At 36.6% G+C, this 23679-nt stretch carries 24 protein-coding genes and 1 pseudogene; 6 read left to right on the forward strand and 19 right to left on the reverse strand.

What is annotated here, in order from left to right; translation table 11 throughout:
* The 16 genes and pseudogenes from B2X72_RS16785 to B2X72_RS16860 form a co-directional block, all read right to left on the reverse strand.
* Positions 1-190 (reverse strand): annotated as a pseudogene (locus B2X72_RS16785) (hypothetical protein); the annotation flags it as partial.
* Between the two features lie 3 nt (positions 191-193).
* Complete coding sequence (locus tag B2X72_RS16790) at positions 194-865, reverse strand: hypothetical protein (RefSeq protein WP_286778633.1); 672 nt, start codon at positions 863-865, stop codon at positions 194-196.
* Positions 862-1518 carry a hypothetical protein gene (locus B2X72_RS16795; RefSeq protein ID WP_286778634.1) on the reverse strand — a complete coding sequence of 219 codons (657 nt, stop codon included), beginning with the start codon at positions 1516-1518 and terminating at the stop codon, positions 862-864. Before B2X72_RS16795 ends, B2X72_RS16790 begins: the two co-directional genes overlap by 4 nt.
* A 4-nt stretch (positions 1519-1522) precedes the next feature.
* The gene (locus tag B2X72_RS16800) at positions 1523-2185 is read right to left on the reverse strand and encodes a hypothetical protein (RefSeq protein WP_286778635.1); all 663 of its coding nucleotides are present in this window, start codon (positions 2183-2185) and stop codon (positions 1523-1525) included.
* Positions 2178-4664 (reverse strand): TraG family conjugative transposon ATPase, encoded by a 2487-nt coding sequence (locus B2X72_RS16805; protein ID WP_286778636.1) that lies wholly within the window; start codon positions 4662-4664, stop codon positions 2178-2180. The genes B2X72_RS16800 and B2X72_RS16805 overlap by 8 nt, the downstream gene beginning before the upstream one ends.
* The gene (locus tag B2X72_RS16810; RefSeq protein ID WP_088162661.1) at positions 4648-4947 is read right to left on the reverse strand and encodes a DUF4133 domain-containing protein; all 300 of its coding nucleotides are present in this window, start codon (positions 4945-4947) and stop codon (positions 4648-4650) included. Before B2X72_RS16810 ends, B2X72_RS16805 begins: the two co-directional genes overlap by 17 nt.
* The gene (locus B2X72_RS16815) at positions 4944-5249 is read right to left on the reverse strand and encodes a DUF4134 domain-containing protein (protein ID WP_286778637.1); all 306 of its coding nucleotides are present in this window, start codon (positions 5247-5249) and stop codon (positions 4944-4946) included. The genes B2X72_RS16810 and B2X72_RS16815 overlap by 4 nt, the downstream gene beginning before the upstream one ends.
* 45 nt (positions 5250-5294) lie before the next feature.
* Complete coding sequence (locus tag B2X72_RS16820; RefSeq protein ID WP_286778638.1) at positions 5295-5603, reverse strand: DUF4134 family protein; 309 nt, start codon at positions 5601-5603, stop codon at positions 5295-5297.
* Positions 5604-5609: 6 nt separating this feature from the next.
* A complete protein-coding gene (locus B2X72_RS16825) occupies positions 5610-5930 on the reverse strand; it encodes a hypothetical protein (RefSeq protein ID WP_286778639.1) in 321 nt (106 codons plus the stop codon).
* On the reverse strand, positions 5927-6256 hold the full coding sequence (locus B2X72_RS16830) for a hypothetical protein (RefSeq protein WP_286778640.1): 330 nt from the start codon (positions 6254-6256) through the stop codon (positions 5927-5929). Before B2X72_RS16830 ends, B2X72_RS16825 begins: the two co-directional genes overlap by 4 nt.
* A gap of 5 nt (positions 6257-6261) precedes the next feature.
* Complete coding sequence (locus tag B2X72_RS16835) at positions 6262-6888, reverse strand: ParA family protein (RefSeq protein ID WP_286778641.1); 627 nt, start codon at positions 6886-6888, stop codon at positions 6262-6264.
* Positions 6889-6918: 30 nt separating this feature from the next.
* On the reverse strand, positions 6919-8091 hold the full coding sequence (locus tag B2X72_RS16840) for a relaxase/mobilization nuclease domain-containing protein (protein ID WP_204990821.1): 1173 nt from the start codon (positions 8089-8091) through the stop codon (positions 6919-6921).
* Positions 8088-8498 (reverse strand): plasmid mobilization protein, encoded by a 411-nt coding sequence (locus tag B2X72_RS16845; protein WP_286778642.1) that lies wholly within the window; start codon positions 8496-8498, stop codon positions 8088-8090. The genes B2X72_RS16840 and B2X72_RS16845 overlap by 4 nt, the downstream gene beginning before the upstream one ends.
* A gap of 357 nt (positions 8499-8855) precedes the next feature.
* Positions 8856-9284, reverse strand: a complete 429-nt coding sequence (locus B2X72_RS16850; protein ID WP_286850808.1) for a hypothetical protein — start codon at positions 9282-9284, stop codon at positions 8856-8858.
* A 300-nt stretch (positions 9285-9584) separates the two neighbouring features.
* Positions 9585-10520 (reverse strand): toprim domain-containing protein, encoded by a 936-nt coding sequence (locus tag B2X72_RS16855; protein WP_286850809.1) that lies wholly within the window; start codon positions 10518-10520, stop codon positions 9585-9587.
* A 13-nt stretch (positions 10521-10533) separates the two neighbouring features.
* On the reverse strand, positions 10534-11397 hold the full coding sequence (locus tag B2X72_RS16860; protein WP_286737010.1) for a hypothetical protein: 864 nt from the start codon (positions 11395-11397) through the stop codon (positions 10534-10536).
* Positions 11398-12246: 849 nt separating this feature from the next.
* Here B2X72_RS16860 and B2X72_RS16865 point away from each other — a divergent pair.
* Positions 12247-12465, forward strand: a complete 219-nt coding sequence (locus B2X72_RS16865) for a hypothetical protein (RefSeq protein WP_286737006.1) — start codon at positions 12247-12249, stop codon at positions 12463-12465.
* Here the strand turns inward: B2X72_RS16865 and B2X72_RS16870 are convergent.
* On the reverse strand, positions 12460-13662 hold the full coding sequence (locus tag B2X72_RS16870; RefSeq protein WP_286737005.1) for a hypothetical protein: 1203 nt from the start codon (positions 13660-13662) through the stop codon (positions 12460-12462). The genes B2X72_RS16865 and B2X72_RS16870 overlap by 6 nt on opposite strands.
* Before the next feature lie 606 nt (positions 13663-14268).
* Between B2X72_RS16870 and B2X72_RS16875 the strand changes: the two genes are divergently transcribed.
* Genes B2X72_RS16875 through B2X72_RS16885 form a run of 3 tightly spaced genes read left to right on the forward strand, consistent with a single transcriptional unit; the run spans position 14269 to position 17904 of the window.
* Entirely contained in the window at positions 14269-14418 is a 150-nt protein-coding gene (locus B2X72_RS16875; protein WP_286737003.1) for a hypothetical protein, read from the forward strand.
* 23 nt (positions 14419-14441) lie between these two features.
* Positions 14442-14828: a hypothetical protein gene (locus B2X72_RS16880; RefSeq protein WP_286737002.1), complete on the forward strand. Its 387-nt coding sequence runs from the start codon at positions 14442-14444 to the stop codon at positions 14826-14828.
* Positions 14821-17904: a lantibiotic dehydratase gene (locus B2X72_RS16885; RefSeq protein WP_286850812.1), complete on the forward strand. Its 3084-nt coding sequence runs from the start codon at positions 14821-14823 to the stop codon at positions 17902-17904. The genes B2X72_RS16880 and B2X72_RS16885 overlap by 8 nt, the downstream gene beginning before the upstream one ends.
* Before the next feature lie 7 nt (positions 17905-17911).
* On the opposite strand, the gene B2X72_RS16890 is transcribed toward B2X72_RS16885, so the two are convergent.
* Both B2X72_RS16890 and B2X72_RS16895 read right to left on the reverse strand, forming a co-directional pair.
* The gene (locus tag B2X72_RS16890) at positions 17912-18616 is read right to left on the reverse strand and encodes a LytR/AlgR family response regulator transcription factor (RefSeq protein ID WP_286850814.1); all 705 of its coding nucleotides are present in this window, start codon (positions 18614-18616) and stop codon (positions 17912-17914) included.
* 13 nt (positions 18617-18629) lie between these two features.
* Positions 18630-19811 (reverse strand): sensor histidine kinase, encoded by a 1182-nt coding sequence (locus B2X72_RS16895; RefSeq protein WP_286736996.1) that lies wholly within the window; start codon positions 19809-19811, stop codon positions 18630-18632.
* A 398-nt stretch (positions 19812-20209) separates the two neighbouring features.
* Here B2X72_RS16895 and B2X72_RS16900 point away from each other — a divergent pair, with 398 nt between their 5' ends.
* Entirely contained in the window at positions 20210-21214 is a 1005-nt protein-coding gene (locus B2X72_RS16900) for a helix-turn-helix domain-containing protein (protein WP_286736993.1), read from the forward strand.
* 115 nt (positions 21215-21329) lie between these two features.
* Entirely contained in the window at positions 21330-23543 is a 2214-nt protein-coding gene (locus B2X72_RS16905; RefSeq protein ID WP_286736990.1) for a trypsin-like serine peptidase, read from the forward strand.
* Positions 23544-23679 lie beyond the last annotated feature (136 nt).

A 23679-nucleotide genomic window follows, 5' to 3' on the forward strand; every position in this document is an offset into this window, starting at 1 on the left:
AGGTGAGCCAATACTGATAATTCAGTCCGAGAAATCCAGAAGTCGGGGTAAATTTCTTTCGGTCCCACTGTTTATGCACCATGCGCTCCTGCTGATTGACAATATGTTTATCGGTCTGACGCTTGATCCGCTGGCCAATGACAGGTTTAGATCCAAGCAGAAAAATAACAATAGCTAATATTCTCCACATAATTCAATGTTTTACTGCGCCATAGTTCCTTAATATCTCGTTTGCTTTTTGGATGTCCTTATTGACGAAATTTTTAAAAGGATTCACCGTTTTTAGTAATCCATTTATTTTTGTCCAATAAACCGAACGTTCCATACTGAAAAGAAGCGCGCGCATCACCTTTAATTCGATAATGATCTTCCGCAAAAGAAAATCCCGCTTTTCATAATCCATTAAGACATTTTTGCCTTCCCTGAGAATAAAATCAGAAACTTCCGTAGCAAGATTTATTCCCCTTTCTTTTAGTTGCCTAGCTGTTCCTTCCGCTACTAAAAGCAGCCAGGGTTCTTCTTTTGAAATCTCGATAAGGCTATTGGACTGTTTAATAATTTCAGCGGTCAGAGAAGAAACCTGTAACACAGATCTACCGGACTTCAAAGCATTGTTTACTTCCGTTAGGGATCTATGGATCACCTGCTGAACGATTACCAGGGAAGACAGGTTGAGATTGATGTCTTCAACATTTTGATTGATCTGCTTTAGCATACTGTTATGCGCTGATTCGGAGGCCAGTCTGACCGCACCGTTTTCATTTACGATTGCCAGATGTTTGGTATCTGAAATTATTGTCACATAACCTTGCCCATACAAAAAATCAAAACAGAAAATAATCAGTGTTATGAGATAATACTTCATGGTTTCTTTTCTAATTTTCTTAATATATTTTCCACAATTCTCCTGTCGGTGTTTATATATTCCTTAAAGGGATTAAGACCATCCAGTATTTTCTTCCTTGTGGAGTAATAAAGGGTAGATGTCAGTGCCCTGGATGCTCCTTCGATCTGTCGGAGTTCAGTCAGTATATGCGCATAAAGCAAACGGCGATCACTGGTTTTCATCTGGTTGAGATCCCCGATTGTCAAAAACAGGCCGGCAATATATCTTCCCAATTGAACTGACCTATCTACGATTTCCTTTTCGCTATTTAAGGCTAGTGGAATAAATTCAGGATGGTCAGATGCGATACTTATTATTCTGTCCTGATGAGCAATAATCCGTTCAATGATCGGTCCGGATTCGATTCCCATACTCAGTCCCTGTAATGCCGTATGCAGGATACTGAACCTGTTCTGGATCTCCCGGTACCGCTTTTTGAGCTTCGTGGTACCCGAAGTATTTACCTGCTCATTTGCCGTAGCCACTCCCTGGCGGTCACGGGCCTCTTTCTGTCGTTCATACTCATCTTTGCTGTGACCTACCAGCTGGTGCAAAAGTTGTACATTCAGCTGGCAACTTGCAGTTTTGGATAAGCAAAGAATACAGAAACAAAAGATAATTCTCCATTTCATTGCATTACTTCTTTACGAGTCTAGAATTTCTGATAACATCATCCGCGATCTGTTTATCTATATTGATAAATCTAGCATAGGGATTTAAGGAATTGAGGATTCCACGCTGTTTGGCCCAATACATATTTCGGTGCATTCCATACGCAACGCCTCTGAGAATGGTCAATTCTGTTTGTATCCGGTTGAGTAATTTTGCCCGTTCACCGGAGTCCATCAGATTCTCCTTTCCATCTTTGAGCACAAAAGCCCCTACCTCCGTTGCAAGGTTTGTCGCCCTGTTCTTAAATTCCCTTGCACCGGCTTCGGCAAAAAGTAAAAGCACAGGATTCCCCTTTGCAAGTACCATTGCTTTTTCGACATCCTCAATAATATCGACGGTAATTCCAGCAATCTCTTTTATGCTCAGCAGTGATCTGACCACAGAAGAGACCTCGGAGAGTCCTTTATAAATTTTATCCTGTAGATCATTGACGATCTGTAACTGTCCGGTAACAGCAAGCTGACCCCGCTGGATCAGTGTCAGGTTATCGTTGACATGATCCAATTGCCTATTCATCATCGAGGCATGTGCTCCCGTTGCCGCTGCGACTGCCGGATCGGTATAGATCTGTGCTTTTACAGACAAGCTTGGCAATAAGATCAGCAAAATCATAATTATTCTAATCATTGGCCATAAGATTTAAAGTTTGAATTCCCTTTCTGTTAACTTCCCCAACAAAATCGTTCAGGGCTTTGCCAGAATATTCCAGATCTTTGACGAATGCGGTAAGGCCATCTTTGTAATTTCCAAAATGGTCCGCATAGATTTTTACGGCACTTTTTTCGGGTTTTTCGGTGGTAAACGCGAGATACTGAAATAAGGATACCTCCACGCCATACACTTCCCCTACTGTCCCCCTTCGGATGTAGACTTCTTTAAAACGTGACCTGTCCTCTTTATTCTGTAATTTGTTTATGGTAAAGATCTTGCGTCTTTCTACATCGGTAATGGACAGCAGTTTTGCTATTTCATCATAATTGGACTGGAATTTAGACTGGTCGAGTAAACAAATTGTATCCGAATTTGCCAAAATACTGTCTTTGACTATTGGATTGCCCAAAATATCGCCTAATTCTTGCGTAACGACCACGATTTCACCATAAAATTTTCTTACCGTTTTATACAGGTAAACAATGTAACCCGCCATTAATGGGCTTGCAATGGCCTTCCATGCTTCTTCGATCACCAGGGCTTTACGCTGGAATGTCCGATGTCTCATTTTCTGTAGGAATAGATCCATAATGACCAGCGTAACGATTGGAAAAAGGGTCTTGTTCTCTTTCAGATTGTCGATTTCGAACACCACAAACCTCTCTTCAAAAAGAGAGGAATCAGCGCTTTTATTGAGAACGGTACCAAATTCCTGTCCGGAAAAGAATTTCTTCAATACATACCTGTATTCATCCAGATCAAACTTTAAGAATTCATCGTCCATTATATCCTTGATCTTGTCAACGGAATACACATAAAAAGAGTCGAAATTTAATTCGTCAGGACGATGGGGGTTTTGCGGACCGGGATCGAGGTAAAAATATTCGTAATAATAGGAGGATATAACGTTTGATAAAAGTGTATCCTCTACCTGGGACAGTTTTCCGTCGGCTCCCTTCCAGAGCAGCGCTACCAGAGTTTTTAAGAAATCCTTTTTTTCTAGGTTAAACTCTTCCTGAGTCAGGGCAAAAGGATTCATGGATATCGGGTTTTCCTCAGTATAGGTAAGGTAAGTTCCTCCTAGAAAAGTACAGAGCCCCTGATAGGAATCGCCGGTATCGACGATGACAATATCCATGTTATACCTATAATACTGTTCCAGAAGCGCATTCATGAAGAAAGATTTTCCGGTACCACTAGGCCCCAGCGCAAATTTCGAACGGTTGGAAATACGGTTTGTACTCAGGTCAGCAGGATCAAATGCAAGTGGTATCCCCTGTCGGTCCGTAAACCGGATCAGAAAATCCGTTTTTTCATCGCAGGGCAGTGATTCCTTAAAGAAATAACAGAGCGTCGCATCTACCGGAGTCAAAAACAAGTCATAAACCTGTAGTTCCACGGCATTGCCGGGTAATGAAGACCTGAATAATTCGAACTGGTTGTAAGCATTTCTGCTGGGAATAATCCCCTGCTGAAATAGGGACGATTCAATAAAATTCGATGTCCTTTCCAGCAGTTCAGAATCGCAGCCGATCAAAATGGAAAAGTGTGTATTAACGAGCAACTGATTGTCTTTCGCCACATCGGCCAATAAATTATCAATATCTTCAACATAGAGCTGATTGGCCGGATCGGGCATATTGGAATGCCTCTTCCTTTTAAGTTCCAGTTTGTTCAGTGTAAACTGCTGAGCTGGAATTTCAATCACCTGATTATAGATCATGACCTTATAATCTGGCACCCTGTGCAGAAAAAATAAATTGTCAACAGGAAAATTCATCAAGCCGTTTGTTTCATTCCGTATCGCATACGCACTGATCGTATCCGGCAATTCAACAATATCCGTATCTATGAGACTAATGCATCTGATGGATCTTTTCCCCAGATTTATCTGATTGTCCTGACACTGATAATTATCCAATACTGTTTCCGTACCCTTAAAATCAAATGAAAGTATCCTGTAAAAAAGACGATTGATTTCTGCTTTTCCAAGAACCCTTGGATGAAGCCCCGCAGCATTCAATACCTCAATTACTTTACCAAGATCCCTTATAAACTTATGGAGCATCTTCTCATCGAAAGTATAGAATGTGCCTTTCTTTACCTGTTTGGTAAAGGTGATGTAGCTTCTGATTTCGGTAAATTCCCGACCGCTAAAATGTTCCTGATATTTTTGTTCCAAAAACACTTCCGATGGAACTGGTCGATACTTTCTACGGATAAATACGTCCTGCTTTTGGATTATATGTCCTTCCCCCAAAAGTTTGACCACACTGGAGAGTGCATGGTGATAGACGGAATACTTGGTTTCATCGGCATCATACTGGATGACCGGATTGGTAATACCAAGGATAATTGAATAGTCCCCCTTATCCCCAAAGAGGATCGGGAAGCCCATAAATTCATCAATGCCCGCAAAAGGTAGATTAAAGGCATGCTTACTTTGCTTTTTCATTTCTGAACAGTGTTTTGGAAGGATGGATAATAATTCCGTTGTGACGGGTTTTGTCGAATAGCCCCTTTTTCTGCTTACTGATCGTATACACCATTCCCAGGGTCATGAATACGAGGATGCCCAGACAGCCAAGTATCATGTTGGTAAATGCACCAATAAGACCTCCGCAAAGCATGCCGCCCATGATGGATATGACAGCGTAATAGATAAATTTCCCTTTAAAACCCCTGTAAATAAGGGGCTTTTGGAGCCCCTTATAAAATTGATAGTTTTTCTGGATCATACGCCAAAAAATGCCTTGATGACCACACTGACCAGAATGAGAAATAGACAGGAACCGCCCCACGACATCAGTTCTTTCGAGATATCCTGGTCACCGCTGTTCCATTTGATATAGACCCTGATTCCCCCTATCAGCCCGACGACAGCACCGATACTCAGTATCAATGTCGATATGGGATCGACATAGGTATTTAACGACGATGTGGCGGCGTCAATACCAACTGTTCCTCCTTGGGCGAAGGAACGTTCCGCAAAAAGGTAGATTGCGGCCAAAACAAGTAACTTGCTTGCTTTTACTCTCATAAGAAATAGGAATTAAAAAAGTGAATGGAAAAAAAGATTGGCGTTTTAGCTGATTCCATAGAGTGCTTTTAGGGATACACTCAGTAGGGAAAGAAAAAGACAGGAGAGAAACCAGGCCATGACCTGGGCATCAATATGATGATCTTTTCCGCTCTGCCAGTTGTAGAAGATCCGAACCCCTCCTATCAGTCCACAGATAGCCCCAAGGACCAGGGCGAAGTCTGAAAAATTAAAATACCAGCCCCTGATCTCGGAGCTGACCTGCCTGAATTCGGACAGGCCCGGCTGGGCGACAAGGTTGTGGACAAAAAAAAAGACGGCAATTGCCGTCCATATCGTTTTCTTTTTGTTCATTATTGATTAATAAGCAATTGCCTTTGTGAATTCGATCAGGTCATTTTGAGCAAGGGAGAACAATTCCTTGATGGATACGCCACCAGAACTTTCTATCGGGCCACTTGTGATCGCACCGGCATTTTCGAAGCTGTCGTCCAGAATATCTTCATCCGGTAGGTTCACCTTCGTGGAGGAATGAAATTCAGGAAATGAGATTTCACCTTGCCTGACGTTTTTAGGTTCATTACCCGATTTATTATTGCGATAAAAATCATACATAAGGTTCAGTCCATAGTATCCAAGGTAAAGCGTAGAGAGATAGAGTGTAAATTGAATCCAGTTCATAGTTCGAGATTTTTTAGGGTTTCTTTGATATGATTTGAAATTTGGGGATGTTTTTGGAGGAAGTATTGAAGGGAATAGGAAATGATCTTGTTCATGTCAATTCCCTGGGTAACCTTGAGCTGTTTGAGGAGAAATAAGGTTTTATCGTCGAGCCTGATCAGCAGTTTTTCTTTTCCGACCAGCCTGTGGGCACGTATTTCCTCGACGATAGGATCTAATGCGTTTTTTGGGACAGGTTTCTTTTTAGGGACTGTCTTGCCTGTCCCTTCATTATTATCTTTCCGAATGGTTTCCCTCAGTTCATCCGCTAATGTTTTAATATTCATGGGCATTAGTCACTTTTAAGAAAATGGTCATAGATATGGGAAAGCACCGGATAAGATACCGGACGGATCGTTTCGGGTGTATGTACTGTTGAGACTCTTTGAAAATCTATCCTGTCCGAAATTTCCGAAAGGACTGTTCCAAAATTCCGCAGAACATTCTGTACCTGTTCCTTGGTTTCGTATTTTACATTTGTCTTAATCCTGTTGGGGATAAAAAGAACCTCTGCACGTCTGTTCAGTTTTTTGACGACCATTGAAAATAGCACTGTTGAATCGACTGAAAATTCGTCATACGCAAATGGGCAGATAATGAGATCGGCGGAAGTGAAGATCGGAAGAAGACCATCATCATCCATTTTTCCGGGAAGATCAATTAAAATGATGTCCTTTGGAGATTTTAGAAGTCTCTTCTTCATTAATGGGAAGTCATCAAGTGCGGCGGGAATAATTTCATAAAACGGGTCATTTTCCAAAATTTTAGCTTTCTGCGATTTTGCAAATAGGGATTGTTGATAATCCATATCAAGAATGGTCAGGGCCTGGCGTTTCTCAATTGCCAAAAAATTGGCAAGCAGAAGCACAAGGGTACTTTTACCGCAGCCCCCCTTCTGGTTTCCAATAAGTACAAGCATAATGTTAGAGTTTGGTCAATAATGTTTTTGCTAACGCGTATTGGTGTGGGATTTTCTTTTACGTCTCCGGTTTCTGCCATGAATGGCTTCATCATCGACGTCATCCCGAATGTCGATCTGGAAATCAGGTACCGGAAAACTGCCATTTTCCGGTATGTCATCGAGAACGATTGAATTTTCAGTACTAGATGATTTATTAGCTGGCGGATTAAACCCATATCGTGCGGAATCTTCAGACCTGGCAGGTTCCAACGTTTTATCGCTATTATTTGCGGAGATAAATTCTGAAAGTGGCATCAGGTCGCCACCTTTATAGATGTTCCTACACGCATGGTCAATTACAGTATAACCATAAGGAGGTTTTCCCGGTTTTCCATGAAAAAGGATCTGGATGCCGAATTTTGATTTGAACAGTTCTGCCAGATCGGAAGTGTAACCAACATCAATAGTTCTTTCTCCACCCGGGTTTTCCCGATACAAATTTCTCACGGATGGATCATGTGCCAATTTATAGCGGTGGAAAATTGCTCGTATTTGGGATAATCTATCAAGGTCTTTCTGAAACTGCCCGATTTTACTGTCAATGACATCCAGCGATACTTCACCAACATTCTTACCGAATTTGGAAACCTGGTACTTTCCAGCGTTAAGCGTAATGCTGTAGCCCTGATTTTCCAAAATCATCATAAACTGTGCCCGTGTGGAAAAGCTGTATTGGAGGGTATTTTGTATGGATTTCAAAGCTTCTATTTTTTCGTCGTTTCCCATCACCCGGTTAAGGACCTCATAGGAACGAAGTTTCTCATAGCTATCGCTGATTTTTTTCCCGTCCCTGCCGACACGTGTTGAGACGATATGAATATGATTATTTTTTGTATCCTTGTGAAATATCAGCAAATAGGGTTGATTTTCATATCCCATTCCTTTTAACCACTTCTCCGCAATTTCTGTTAATTCTTCTTTACTATGGCTGCGGCCTTTACATGAAATCGCAACATGAAATTGTGGGTTCTTTATTTTTTTGCTCGCACTGGTCTGTAGTTCCAGATAGTTGATATAATCAGATGGGCGCAAGCTGGTCATGGCTCCAAGCGCACCGAAATTGGCTGCTTTTACCAGTTCACCTTTATCCTGCTGAATCTTGTCTGTATTATAGCGAACACCGCCAAAACTTTTAGCGGAGGATAATATTTTAACAATCATCGCTGCCCTTTGATTAACCGCATTAGATTTCTGAATTCCTGTTCAATCTGTCGCTGATATTTAATATAATCAGCTATGAGAGATGGAAATCGGGATAGTTCGCCGGGTTCCAGTTTACCCTGTAGCTTCAATGTATTGATGTGGCGGGCGAGTTGGTTGATATTATTTCCTGATCTTCCCAGTTCCGAGCCCAGTGTATCGAGCATCTGGAGTATGGTTTTAGAATCGACCAATGTCCTGGATGAACGGTTTAAAACCCTATTCCTTACAATTTCTGACCGATTTATACCAAGCGATTTTTCAAGGGCTAGGAACTGTGCCTTCTCGTTTTCCGTCAGGCGCAGTTCAAACCGGAAGACTCTATTATTTTTTTGTGTTTCAGTTTTGAGTGGTTTGTTTCTTCCCATATATCGGTTCTTTTAAATACTGACTGCCGCAATGCCCTGAAAATCTCATAGGCTAACTGGAGAAATTTAGCATTCCGTAACTCCTACTGCTTACCTATTCCCGTGAATAGGCTGCCGTGTTTTTTTAACATAGTGTTTGGATTAGATTTAGGAAAAGTGCCCCTAGAACAAGGGGGCAAGATTTAGAAAAGAGAAAAATGGAGTTGCGACATTTTTCCTTCCCTGGTCCTTGTCAACCTAAAAGGGTGATAAGATTCAGGGCAAGTTCGTTTTTGTGGGTACAAGGTCAGCAGAGCGAAATTTGTACGTACAAAGACACAACTTGCCCAAAACAAAACAAGAAACAGTGGGGGTATTTTATCGACGGCGAAAGCCTTTCAGAGGATCAAGTAGATCAAATTTTAATCTGGGTTTTGGGAATAGGCCCGGAATAAGTGCGGAACTTGGCAAGTCCCTATTATTTGTAAAATTCCGATACTGTATAGGTTGGTTGCCGGCACTCGAAGCTGCCAACCTGGCAATTCTAATTCCGGTTCCAATTCCATCCCTGATATAAAATTTACAGTTGATGGGCTGTTTAAAACGGTTTGAAACAATAGAAGTTTCCAGATAATATTTATCTATATTATTCCCAGATCCATCCAGATCTGAATAGAGTAGATTTAGGCAATGCGCCAGATCTTTATTTTTACAAAGTGGAATATGATTATTTTTGATTAAACTAAATGGTCCTAAGTATCTTTTGTCGTTCATCAGACGGACAAAGGATTTAATTGCATCTTCCATATCTTTTCTTTTTGTTCTTAATTTATATCCTTAGGTCAGTTTATCTGAATATAAATAGATTTATATAATTAATCAGCCTGATAAAAGAATATCTGTCTAGGTGTATATATGGTCATATACATATTGGGAAATGTATATTAACCTATCCCAGAATATCCATCTATTGAACTATATAATGGAATAGATATTTCTTTAATGATATTACCAGATAGTTGTACATACTGAATACGATATAGCTGGATACATAGACATTCAAATCATTGGATATACAGAAATCGGATTATTTGTTACTATAAATAGTTATCTATTTTTACGGCTATAGTGATACTTCAAAGAGTCCATTAACATTTCGTTGTAATCCTTATACCCCGAATAAATATTTGCCCGGTCATTCGCATAAGGGTAAGATACCTTTATAGTAGAGGTACATTGTTTCCCTACTTCATCATTATCCAGATAAAGATCTATCTGATTGAATTCACTGATACGATCGGTAGCACGTTTGACCAGAGAAACCGAGTTAAGCACCATAACAGTTGGTAGATTTTCTTTTTTTGTCAATTTTAGCCAGCTTAAAAAATCAAAAAAACCTTCAAATATCGCAAGATGATCTTCTTTGCCCCGTATAATTGAAATATCTTTATTTCCGATACTGGCTTTGAATCCTTTCGGGCTGGATATTTCCCAATTGTCCTTTTCATTTTTCCAACCTATCGCATAAAATAATTTCGTAGGATCGGAATAGAATTTATTACTGTAATAAACTTCCCATAATAGTCCGTTGGCTACAGAATCTACTCCCCGTTCCTGTAGGTACCTGGAAAGAACATAATTTCTACCCAATTGCTGGCTGTGTGAAAATTCGAGGATATTATCTGTTTCCCGATCAGCAGCTTTACTGGAGTCAAAGACTGGAATTTCGGCTTTTTCAAAATGGTCAAAAGTGTATTGGATCTTTTGTAAAATTTCAAAATAAGATTGGTTCGGCCAATAAGCCATCGCAAGTTGGACAATGCCACCGCCATGAATTCCTGTATGATTAGCACCACCATGATCCATCCATTTCCCCCCTTCGTCCCATACAGTTAAGGACGGAGTGTTTTTTCCTGTTTCCCGGAGCATACTATGGTAAAAAAATTCCCTGCCAGATTTTTTGACAGGGAAGTATCCCAATCGGCCAAGAAAATCCACAATGGACAACCCTTCGACACTTTTTCGGTCGATATAATTTGTCATTAAAAAGATTGATTTATAGTGGAAGAAAAATACAATTTGGCAAGCTACCCTGTACTTCTATTTTAGCCTCTTTATAACCGTCCCGTTTTTCATTCAAATAGAATCTTACGTTGTCATATTTACTGGCTCTTCTGATTGCGGCGGAAATGAATTGTGGAGAATTAAGTACTAGAATGGAAGAATAGAGTGCATACAATTGATCCCTGTGTTTTAGGTAGTCGGTAAACTCCTGGAAGATGGTTATATTTCTAGTCGATGCCTGAAAAATGCTCATCCCTTTAGGCCCAATACATAACCTAAAGTTTTTTGCATATACTTCCCATCCGCCATTTTCATTAGGCCAGCCTGCTGCGCAAAAATCTCTTCTCTTGCCCATCTGATCAATAACATAATAATGAACCTCGACAAGATTGGAGTCCGCAAATTCCCAAAGGTTAGATTCGTTCAGGAAATCGAAGACTTCACCTGAAAATTCTAACTTTCTAATTCGATCAACTTGATAGTGGGGCAATTTTATGGGTTTGCGTTTCCTTCTCGGTTTTTCTTTTATCGGAAATAAATGATGGTATTTAAAAGTCTCAGAAATAGAAGCCAATTTTTCATTAATCTCATTTGCTTCCAATGTTGGCCAATAATGCTTAGCAAAATCAACGATATTACCTCCTTTGCCCAACGTCTTATCAAACCAGGCATCTAGTGCATGATCTAACCTGAAGCCCTTTGGAATAAATTTGGCTGCTTTAAAAATATTAGAATAAAAACTTTCTTTATCGTTTGATTCGATGGGTTTAAAACCAAGATGATTCAATAAAGATTTGATGGATAAAAAATGATTAGGGGACATACCCTCATCTTGGGTATTTGTTTTTTCTGTCATATCTAAAGGTTTAAGATTTCTAAAAAAATGGAAAGATTGTCTATGGATTCAATCTAGAACCGGCATTGGGTAACGAGCCCAAAAGATTCATTCATGCCGGCTTGTGTTTTTTTCGGGACTACTCACGTCAGTCTGTACAGACCGGGCCGCCAATTGCCTGCCTATGCGTTCTCAGAAAAACGGTCAACTAGAGTTAGCTACTGTTTCTTTCGCATAATTTCCTTTTTTATCAGGATAATGCTTCATCCCCATACGTCAAAGAACAATATCGTCCTGCCCTCGCGGTGGACTATTTACCTCTCATTGCTTACAAGTCGGTTTTGTGAAAGCAGGGGACAAATGAGTCCGGCTGCACATTGTTCGATAAGTTTTTGGAAGTTGTTTTAGAGATAGGAATTAGGCTTTCTTGGATCAATACATCGCCATTGGGTCTTCTATTATTAAGCTGGATATTAATACTAAGGCCAAGTTTTGAACCTATCGTTTCCCAAGCTTTTGCAAAGGATTCGGCAACTGATCCTGATGAAAAAAAAGATAGCACATTCGTTCTCATAACTTCATGGATTTATTGTTCCATTGGTTGCAAAGCACGAAAAATGAGCAAGGCAGAAACAGTGAAAGGGGGTGAAAAGAATCTTTTCACCCCCTCTTAAAAAACTCTGTTAGAATACCATCAATGCAGGTTTTATAACAAAAGAAGAAATCGGAATATTATTAAAATTTTGATAAGTAGTTATATTGCTACAATGAATAAACCGCATTAAATGGAGATTGCCTATATTTATAACTGAACTAATAAAGTATGCACAAACAAGACTTTTTGTGATTGGTATTTCTTAATTTAGAGTTATGACTACGCCAAAAATTAGCCTTTCTTCTTTTGATCTCGATAGTGATTTTTTATTTCGTGCTCATACCTTAGGTATAACTACCATTGAAGATATCATGAATGTTAATCTCCCGAACTTACGCAAAAACGAAAATTTCAATTACAATTGGTATTTTGAATTATTACAATTTTTGGAAAGTCAGGGATTGATGAATCAATTTGTGCGAAGACAGTTATAAATCATTATAATTGGAGGTATTATAATTTTCATTTAGCCAGTTTACCATTCCGATTAAATGGCCTTTTATTTTTTTTGCTGTAGAAAACTCAACATCCAATGATTTCTTCTGTAAACTTTCGGCAGAAATAAAGCTGGTATTCGGTGTTCTGAAATGCTTCGCATAATAACTGAAAGTTTTACCGATGTCTTCTTTAGGAATAATTCCCCTCTCCATAAATAGACGTATAAAAAGTCCTATCTGTGGCACCGGCAGGTTTATTTGAGACCGGTCATTTTCCTCCCAAAGTTTAGAATCCAAAATTTCGGCCCTTCTTAACTCTATACGCTGTTTAATATTATCTTTTTTCTCTCTATAGAAAGCTTTAATTTGTTCCCTTATTGACTCATCTTCAATTTTAAATCGCCAGCTGCTTGAGAATGGAAGCTCATTTAACCTATCTTCCAATGATATCAGCAATTCCATCTGAAAATGAAGACTTGTGTTCTGAAGCATTGAGTTTGTACATTGTTTACCTAAGTAATTGAAATATTCAGGAGAATTAAAATCATATTGAATGAGAAGATCTTCTACACTTTCAGCTGTTGGATTCTCTATATTTAATAGCTTAGACAATAACATTTGTGCATATTTTAATTCTCCCCTTTTAATCTCTATTCTTTGTACTATGCTCAGCATACTAGATACTACCACCTGAATAAGAACAGAACTTAATGATGCTTTAACAAATCTTAGTTTAACAATTTCAACATTCTTCTTAAATAAGCCTTTCCCTATAAATGACGCATATTTTGTTAGTGGTAATTCTCGTAGTAACTTTTCATTTAGTTTCTCACAGTCATCTAATAGAGATTCTATGATTGACAATATTTGTAGATACAATTTGCGGATTTCATGCAGGTTCTCAATCATAATTTTAATCTTAGATACGTTGATTAAAAAAGAGTAAATTTTATCACTGGTCAATATGAGCTGTGATAATGCTGTTTTTGCCTTTTTGGTAGTGGTTCCAATAATTTCAGTAAAACTAGAAAGGAAATAGATCTTGTTAGATTTAAGAGAATTCAAAAATTCAGTTTGATCGGTCATACAATTTTTATGACCCAAATATTCTAGAGGACAAAATACTTCTTCAATTTTAAATAACCATTTACTAGTGGACCAATCCGAATATATAATTTCTTTAGCAAATTGCATAGGTTTAGAATTTGTTAGTCTGATATAATTGAGTATTCGATTTAAGATAACCTTCCTAATTTTTATGGGTTAATGCTTTTCGGGAAGATTTTTTTAACATGAATAAGATTTGCCACTATTGAAGGCTGATCTCATTTTAATTAATCTTTATCAATAAAGTTGGCTTCTAGGTCTATAAACACAGAAAAATGTCAACCTCATATTTTAGAAATCGACATTAATATTCCCGTTATATAAACCGTTATTGATTCTTGCCATACTACTTCGAATACCCTAGTTCTTGGTTACTATGATCTTAAGGTACATGGATATAAGATTCTATATGATGAATTAATCCGCTTCCATTTCATTGTCAATTATTATAATACATAAAGGGTCACGAACCAACTTTTCTCGTCAAACTCAATTTTCACCTATCCAAAACAATGGAATTACTCGACAAACTGGAAAAATATAGAATAAGTGCCCTTAAAGCCTATAAAACAAAGAAATAGGGTAAAATAGGTAGTTCATAATGGTCAAACACGAGTTTGACGAGAATATTTTTTTTGAGTGGATAGTAGGCAGATTTTAGTGAAAAATATTAGTCACTAAACAATAAAAATTATGGAACTATCTAATTCAGAAATTGAACAATTATTAAAAATCGAAAAGGAAATTATCGGAAGTGCGGATTATTCAAATAGTACAGGTAAAGGAATTTTTGACGAGACTGAACAAACTGGTACAGTCACAATGACAACTTCCTATTCATAAATGATTATTTATTAAAATTTAACATGATGGAGAATGGTTTTTCATGTATACTTATTGAAGATGAAGCATTAGCGATTGAGATGCTACAAGACTATATTAGTCGTAGGAATGATCTAATCCTTTTGGGAACTGCTATAGAGCGATCAGAAATCCAAAGTCTACTGAGAATTTGTTCTCCTACAATAATTTTCCTTGATTTAGTTATACCTTATGGAGATAAAAATGATTTCAATTATTCAAAATTTCCAGAGTCCTCAATTTTTGTTATAATTTCTGCTACACCAATAAGCCACTATAATGGAGAAATTCCCAATGGGGAAATACATGAACTATTGAAGCCGATTTCTTTCGAAGATTTCAATAAATGTATAGACAAAATTTTAAGAAATATTAAGGTAACTAATGTATAGGCTTGTAAAACCTGCAGATTTCTTTATAATTAGAAACCCAAGATTGTCAATTAGCTTTTTCGATAGAGTGAATAATTGCAAGACTGAATTGGAATTTTGGGATTTTATCGTTGAATTTTTCAAAGATCCACAGTTGCTTGATGCAATTGCTATAGCCAGTCAAGACCTTTTCAATCAATTAGAAACATTATTAAATAAACCCTTTACACAGGAAACTAGGAATATATTGCCGTCAATATATAAATACCTCAGTAGAATGTCTAACCGCCCTACTCCATTTGGAAAGTTTTCATCTATTTCAATCGGGAATATTTCAAATGTAAATACCAAACTTGTTTTAAATAACAAGTTTCTTTCTAAATACCGCTTGGATTATGCGAGCCAGGAAATAATAAATAAACAGTTATTAAACGATGAAATTACGATTGAGAATATAATCTTTTATCCAAATTCAACGCTCATCAATAATGGCGACAACTTCTCATACATCGAATATACAGAGCATTTTTCTGACAGAAAATTTAACTGGTCGAGGATTAACTCAAACATTTTAATTAATACAGTAATTGCCAATACGAGCAAAGGGCAAACAATCAAACAAATAATAAATTCTATCGGACAGTTTGGGGTAACAGAAATTCAGGCTAGAAAATTCATATTTGAGCTAATCGAGCATAAAATTCTCATACCAGAAACTGATCCTATTACTACAGTTGATAGCTTAGATCATTTTTTCAATAGAGCCCTTAATATATCTAAGGGAACAAATTTTTATAATAGTATTATTGAACTTTCGGAAATTTTAGCGTACAGTGAGTCAGAGGGAATCAGCTCATCGAAATATATTATCAAGGAAGCTTTTTCGAGTTTATTTCACAAAGATCCCAAAAATTTGTTCCAAGTGGATTCAATGAGAAAAATGACCGAAGGCAATCTAAATAATATCGAAATTTCAATTATAATTCGCGAGATTTTCGAATTAATACACTTAAATCATAATAAAGAAGCTGACGATCTACAACTTTTCACAAAGAAATTTTACTCACGATATGGAGATCAGGAAATTCCCTTGATGGAGGCTTTAGATTTTGAACAAGGTATTGGATATGGTACCCAAGCCTCAATTTTAGAAAGAGAACTCCCACTGCTAAATGGACTAACTGGCAGTCAAACAAACAATCTCCCCGATTATTCTGCATTTGTTGAATCAATTGTAGAAAAGTATTCTGAAAAGCCAGATTATAGTAAACGTTCAATAGAACTGAAAGAAAAAGACTTTGAGATATTTGGGACGAAGAATAATTCAGAAAAAAACAAGTTACCCCTTGGCTTATATATATTCGGAAACCTATTAGAAACAAAATCTGATATTAAGGATTTCAGATTTCATTTAAAAGGTTGTGGAGGCTCATCGTCTTTACCGTTGCTCACCCGTTTTTCATATCTTGATGAGACACTAAAGACCAAACTTTTAAAGCTTGCACGAGAAGAACAAAACCAATTAAATGAAACTATTCTGGCAGAGATCGTATTTTATCCTAAATCCAATGCCGGAAACATTCTTGCAAGGCCAAGTTTATACGAATATGAAATTCCTATTATTGGTCAAGCTGCCGTTGATAAGGATCATACAATACTATTAAGTGATATATATTTAAAAATAGTAAACGGAAAGGTAATTTTAAGATCAAAAAATCTAAACAAACGTATACTTCCTAGACTCAGCAGCGCGCATAACTTCCATTATGGAATGACTATTTATAGATTTTTATGTGATGTTCAACAACAAGAAAATTCCATTAAAATCTCTTGGGATTGGCATCCAAATACAAAAAAAAATTTCTTTCCCAGAATATGCTATAAGCATCTTATTCTTTCCCGTGCCGAATGGCATATCCCAAATATAGAATTTAGGACTTTGAATCTTAGGGATGCTAATGAAAAAATCGAATATTTTATAAAAAAATACCAGCTTCCTACAAAAGTTTTAATCGCCAATGGAGACAATGAAGTTTTAATTGATCTAGGTAACGAAATCGGGAAACAGATCTTTTTAAAAGAATTGAATCATAAGGATCTAAGGCTAATTGAAAATATTTATGATGAATTTAGTAGTCCAGTTGTTAATTCTGACGGCGAAGTATTGTCCAATGAAGTGATTATTCCAATTATTGGAAATTCCACTAGAGGTTCCTCTTCCCTGCCTATTCAGTCCGAAAGTAATATTAAGCGAACATTTGTTCCGGGAAGCGAATGGCTATATCTCAAAATTTATTGTGGTGAAAGAGAAAGCGATAGGATCATTCAAGAAGAATTGCAACGGATAGTTCAAGGGCTAAAGCAACATGATAAAATTCAAAAATGGTTTTATATCAGATATGCCGATCCAGAACCGCATCTCCGCGTACGATTTCAATTAAATGGAGAATTGGAAAGTACATTTTTAATAGTCTCGAAAAGTATCAACAATATCTTGGAGCCATTAATTAAAAGTCGCCGCATTTCAAAGTTCATGCTTGATACTTATGAACGGGAACTTGAACGTTATGGTTTCTCAAACATTGAAAATTGCGAATCTATATTCCACTTAGAGAGTGAAACGATTACCAAATTATTACCCTATATTAAACGTGAAGGTGAAAGCCTTAGATGGAAGCTGGCATTAGGAATGACTATGAACCTTCTTTCAGCATTCAATTATACAATTGCTGAACAAATATCATTGCTTAATTTATGGAGAGACAGTTTTCTTGAAGAATTTGGCACTGTACCAAAATTAAAGTACAAACTGGATAAAAATTTCCGGGAAAAGAAGGATGAGATTTCTTCATTTATGAAAATAGAGAACATTAATTACGGCTCGATACTCAAAGAATATAAGGACCAAATGACTTTAATCGCAGATCAATGCAATAAGAATAAAGATTTTCAAATGATGACCGTTAGAATAATTGGCTCTCTGACACATATGCTTTTGAATAGAATTTTCTTCACCAAACAAAGAGAACAGGAAATGGTAATTTACCATTTCCTTGCTAAGATCTTAAATAGTGAGTTCAGGAGAACTGGATGTTAAAAAGCAATTATCCTCCAGTTAATCCCAATCGTTTAAACAATTCTGCTTTATATTGACCACCAATTGGTACATCGTCCAAACTGCCTTTCATTTTTATTATATTACCTTCAACTTGCTTAGCATAATCTAGATTAATGATGTAAGATTTGTGTACTCGGATAAACTGCTTTGCATTGACCAAGGATTCTTCCATTTCCATCAGTTTTTTCCACACATGGTATGTTTTTTCCAATGTTTCAACCCAAACGTAATCCTTATCTGCCTTGATTGAATATACTTCATCATAAGGTGTAATGATAATATTTGACCTATCTTTAATTATAAGAAAGTTCAGTTCCGGTTTGGTTCCCTTCTCCAAGTTTAAGTACGCCTGGGCTTTTTCTATAGTCTGCAAAAGACGATCTACGCCAAATGGCTTAAGTATATAATCTAGGACATTTAATTGATATCCTTCGATAGCATGTGATAGATCACCAGTAACAAATACAAATAAAGGAGGATTTTTAAGGCTTTTAAGAAAATTAACACCATCCAAGTCAGGCATTTGAATATCACAGAATACCAGATTTATTTCGTTTGATCTTAACACTTTCATTGCATCAAATGCATTATTAAATACTCCCACAATTTTTATATCGGGAATTTTCTCTAAATGAGACACGAGTATTTCCTGTGCCAGTTGTTCATCATCAATTACAATACATTTAATCATTTTTCAAGATTTATTACAATTCAATTTCAAGTACGACAGTGTAACTATTCAGATTATCAGATATGTCTAATTTATATCTATCCTTATACCGAAGTTCCAGTCTCCTCTTAACATTTTTCAATCCGATGCCACCTTTTGGTGGTTCGGTACTGCTTTTATTTACTCCATTAGCAACTACGAACTTCAATACACCTGAATCAATTGTTAATGAAACATCAACCCTTGCATCTGCTCTGCTTCTTTCCGGTCCATGTTTGATCGCATTTTCGATAAAAGGCAATAGCATTAATGGGACTATTCGATAAGGTTCCTTTATCTTCACTATATTAAAATTCAGATTTATGTTATTACCGAATCTGATCTGGATAAGGTCCAGATAATCATTTAAAAACTGAATTTCTTTTGCGATGAATATTTTATCATCATTGGTCTGATAAAGCAAATACCGTAACATATTAGACAGTTTCATTATGGTATTAGGAGTACTGGGTTCTCCTTTTTCAGCCAGCCTATATATGCTATTTAACGTATTAAATAAAAAATGGGGAGAGATCTGAGATTTAAGAATTTCTAATTCCATCTTAAGGTTATCTCTTTCCAGATTTGCTTTATCTAATTCAAGATTTGCTTTATCTAATTCAAGATTAGTAGTCTTTAATTCTAAATTTGCTTTTTCAAGTTCGAGTTCGGCCTGGTTCTTTTCTAATAAAAGCATCTTGTTGCCTTGAACAATAAGATGCTTAACCAATTTTGGTGTTAATGGTAGGGATACAAGGGTTAAAAAATCAGGAAATGCACCAGGAAATTTTTTAAGTTGATAAATACCGAAATAGCCATCACTGGTAAAAAATTTCACATACTTATAAATGCCACTACCTTCCTTTAATTCAAAATCAGTAAGAAACTCACATGCAAAATAAGTAATATTTAACCACCAGATATATGATAGGATAATAAATATTATGAGGGGAAGTACTTTTCTTTTTTCTATCCATTTTGAAATAAGCCAAATACCGGAATAGAACAAGGATGTAGTAACAAAAAGTTCTTTTGCTACTAAAATCCAGATATAGCTCCCTCCTAGCCTTCTATAAGTAAAATAATACGTAAAAAAGACCAACATCCAAAAAATTATATGCACGATCACCCTAACGAAAGGGGTGTACCATTTCCCCCAAATAATTTCTCTTCTCATGTAATATTGGTTTACTTACTAATATCTCCCTATGCAATATGTAGTCAAAAATTTACTAAATATAATAAAGAAAGATCTTAAAGAAAGATAATCGGCACATAACATGATACAATAATAATTTGCGCAAAACTTAACAACCTCTAACTAAAGCAATTAAAAAAAATATTCACTTTTTTTGGTAAGCCTAAAGATACCAAATCGTTACATTCCAAAATATCGGGCAAATCCCATGATTTATCAAGGTCAAAATACAGTTGGACGAGAATATTTAAAATTAAGGCTTTATAAGCGTATTTTAATCGGCTATAAATTGATATTAGAATTTTTATCCGCATCTATCAATTTTTGGATAGAAATCTAACTTAATGATGTTGCACCCTTTTTATAGTAATAAAGGCATGGAGCAGATAGTAATCATAGAGCCTATTGAAGAGAATCGTGGAAAATCAGTTTCTAAAATAATTCGCCATAAACCTAATCATTGCAGATTTCCGGTGACCGGTCTCCCATGGACAGTAATTGAAACTCCAGAGGTTGTGATTTCTGAGCAATCTAGAAGTTTAATGGGAGCAAATATGCAACTTTTTGAATTTGAAGTAAAGCAAGAAGCATCAATACTATTTAGACTGACAAAACCAACGACATTTCTTTTTTTTCATTTGTGCGGAGAGATTGAATACTTTACTTATCAAGGTGAAAAGCTTACAAAAATGCGCAAACCAACATTTTATCTAACTTATGGGCCAGCGGTCAGATATAAGATGAAATTAGAGAACGGTCATCATGCTATTCTAGGTATCGCATTGGAACAGCTTTGGTCTTTTACAACGGAAGAATCTCCTTCGATTTTTGATGAATTATACAATGCCTGGTTGACTAGTTCCAATACACCGATAATACTTCCCCATAAAAGAATTATTAAAGAGGTCTGGAGCATATTAGGGAGACTAAGGATGACTGTAGTAAGGAACATGGAAGATCATATTGGTATACTAAAACAGATTTCTACCTGTTTGACAACTTATCATAAATATATTGTTGAAGACTACAAAAACACGAATAGACCAGAAGAGATAATTGGCGAAAATATCAAACTTTATTTACATAATCATTATATGTTTGAAGATGAATGTAGGCTTACCACAATCCAAATAAAACTTAAGTTAACCGAATGGCAGCTTCGAAAAATTTCCAAAAATATATTCGGCTGTTCAATTGGACAATATCTCAATAATCTTCGCTTAGAAAAATCTATCCAATTTTTATTAGAAACCGATTTGACCGTTAATGAAATAACAGTTCGAATTGGCTTTACTTCACCAACAACATTTTCCAATTATTTTAGAAATAAAACAGGTTACTCCCCAACTACCTTTCGAAAGAAAAGCAAAAAAAGCTATTGAAAATTGAGAATATTAAAAATATTAACGAATAATTCTCTCCATTTTCAATAGGTTAACACCAAATCATATTGATATTTTAGGAATCACTTATTTCCATAACTATAAACTATTAAATATGAAAAGCTTAACATCCTTATTAACCTGGCGTTCGTTGAATTTTAGAATACCAAGTTTTTGTACATTGGTTATTTTCATTGGGCAACTATTTGTAATTCAATTATGTTTTGCTCAATTAAGCACAAACGAAAATCCTATATCCCAAACTCTGAAACTTGATTTAAAGAAAGGTATTGACACTAAACAAACTTCCGGTATACCAGATTTAAAAAGATTAATAGAAGAGGACAGACAAGACAGCATCAATAATCGACCTCCGAGATTTGGATATAAAATTAAAGTAGATTGGAATATTCAGAATTCTGGAACCTGGGAAGATCTCCCCGATGGTGGCAGATTATGGCGTTTTAAGATCAACAGCCCAAAAGCCATTTCTATTAATTTATTATATGATAAATTTTGGCTACCTGAAGGAGGAAAACTATTCATATATAATGAAGGTAAATCACAGACCTTTGGAGCTTTCACCAGTATAAATAATAAAGGCACTAAAGAAAAACCAGGCAAATTTGCTACCGCATTAATCTATGGTGATAATACTATACTCGAATACTATCAACCTAAAGGAGTAACTGACCTACCAATTATCTCAATTAGTTATGTTGTTCATGGATATAGGTATGTAATAATCGGAGATCAACCTTCCCAAATATCTAATAAGGCTTTATCTTGCTACATCAACATCAATTGCCCTGAAGGATCACAGTTCCAAATAGAAAAACAAGCAGTAGCAGTAATCGTAATAAACGGGAATGCACTATGTACCGGATCACTAATTACTACTGCTACACGAGATATGAGCCCTTATTTTTTAACAGCAAATCATTGTTTAGGTTCTTTGGATGCAGTCAATAATCCAGATGCGTCAGACTGGACATTTTGGTGGAATTATGAAAGTCCAAACTGTTCCAATCCTTCTACAGCACCTCCACACTTTACAACCAGTGGAGCAACGCTAGTGGCAAACTATGAGCCATCTGACATGGCTTTATTCCGCCTATCAGAAGACCCAAAAAATCTAACAAATTATAACCCTGCTTGGGTGGGATGGGATAGAAATACAACCAGCGCAACATCGGCAACGGGAATTCATCATCCTGCAGGCATGATTAAAAAAATCTCGCTTTCTTATCAAAACGTAACTTCATATCCTAGTTCGATAAGTTGGTTAGGAGGAGGAACTTCTCCCGCAAATTCACATTGGGCAGTCAATTTTACAGATGGTACAACAGAAGGAGGGTCTTCTGGTTCATTTATCCTAAATCAAAACAAATTAATCATTGGTCAACTGCATGGGGGTGACAATATCTGCGCCCCAGTTACAAAATATTATGGTAAAATTGACTGGTCGTGGAACAGTGGAACAATTGCGCAACGTAGATTAAGAGACTGGCTTGACCCTACAGGGACAGGATTAGCTATCGCATACACAAAACAACGTAGTATTATTGGCCCTGAACTAAATTGCTCTGGTTCTAAAACATACACATTAGAGTCTCCACCTGTGGGTGCGACCATAACTTGGTCAACCTATGGATCGGGTGTATTTTCTGTCTCAGGATCAGGAGCAACAGCAACTGTAACTAAAATCGGCGATGGCAGCGATATTTTACAGGCTAAAATTGGTTCTTTTATTTTAGCTGAAAAACGTATTACAACCTTAACATCAACATCCATACAAAGTACAAAATATGGAAATTGTAATTCCAGCGGTTGGCAGGAATGGTTCCTAGTTGGAAATTCTGACAACGGTACCTCTGGCTGGTATTGGTACACAAGCACCTTGCCTCCAAATGTCCAGGTAAATATTTATAATCCCAATTCAACAACAACGTGGGTATCTATCAAAGGTGGCGGAGGTGCAATTAATTGTAGCTATACAGACAATTGTGGCAGACCACAAGGTGGCGGTGTAACGATATATGCGGCATGTCCAACGTCGGCGTTATTCAAAGCAGACTATAATTCTAAAAGTAAAAAAATCAATATAAGTCCGATTGAAGGAAACAATCCAAAGGATTATACAAAAGCTACATATATTAAAAACATCAAATTATATTCACCAAATGGAACAGGAGCGATCGTAGATCTTAATTACAAAGATGGAGGTTTACAGAAGATAATTGATGTTCCAGAATTGCGGGAGGGACGTTATTTAATAGAAATTACTATTGGAGATCTTAAGGAGATGGTAGCTATTGATATCCAATAGGTAATGTAGCGAAATTACAATGGTGTACGTTCTCTCTATTACTAATTAAACAAACTAAATATGAAAAATTATTTAAAATTTCTAATTCTATCCGTTATTGCTGTTTCCATCGGATCATGTAAAAGTGAAGATGAAA

The organism is Sphingobacterium sp. UBA7253 (assembly GCF_002472745.1).
In the GTDB taxonomy this organism is placed as follows: Bacteria; Bacteroidota; Bacteroidia; order Sphingobacteriales; family Sphingobacteriaceae; genus Sphingobacterium; species Sphingobacterium siyangense.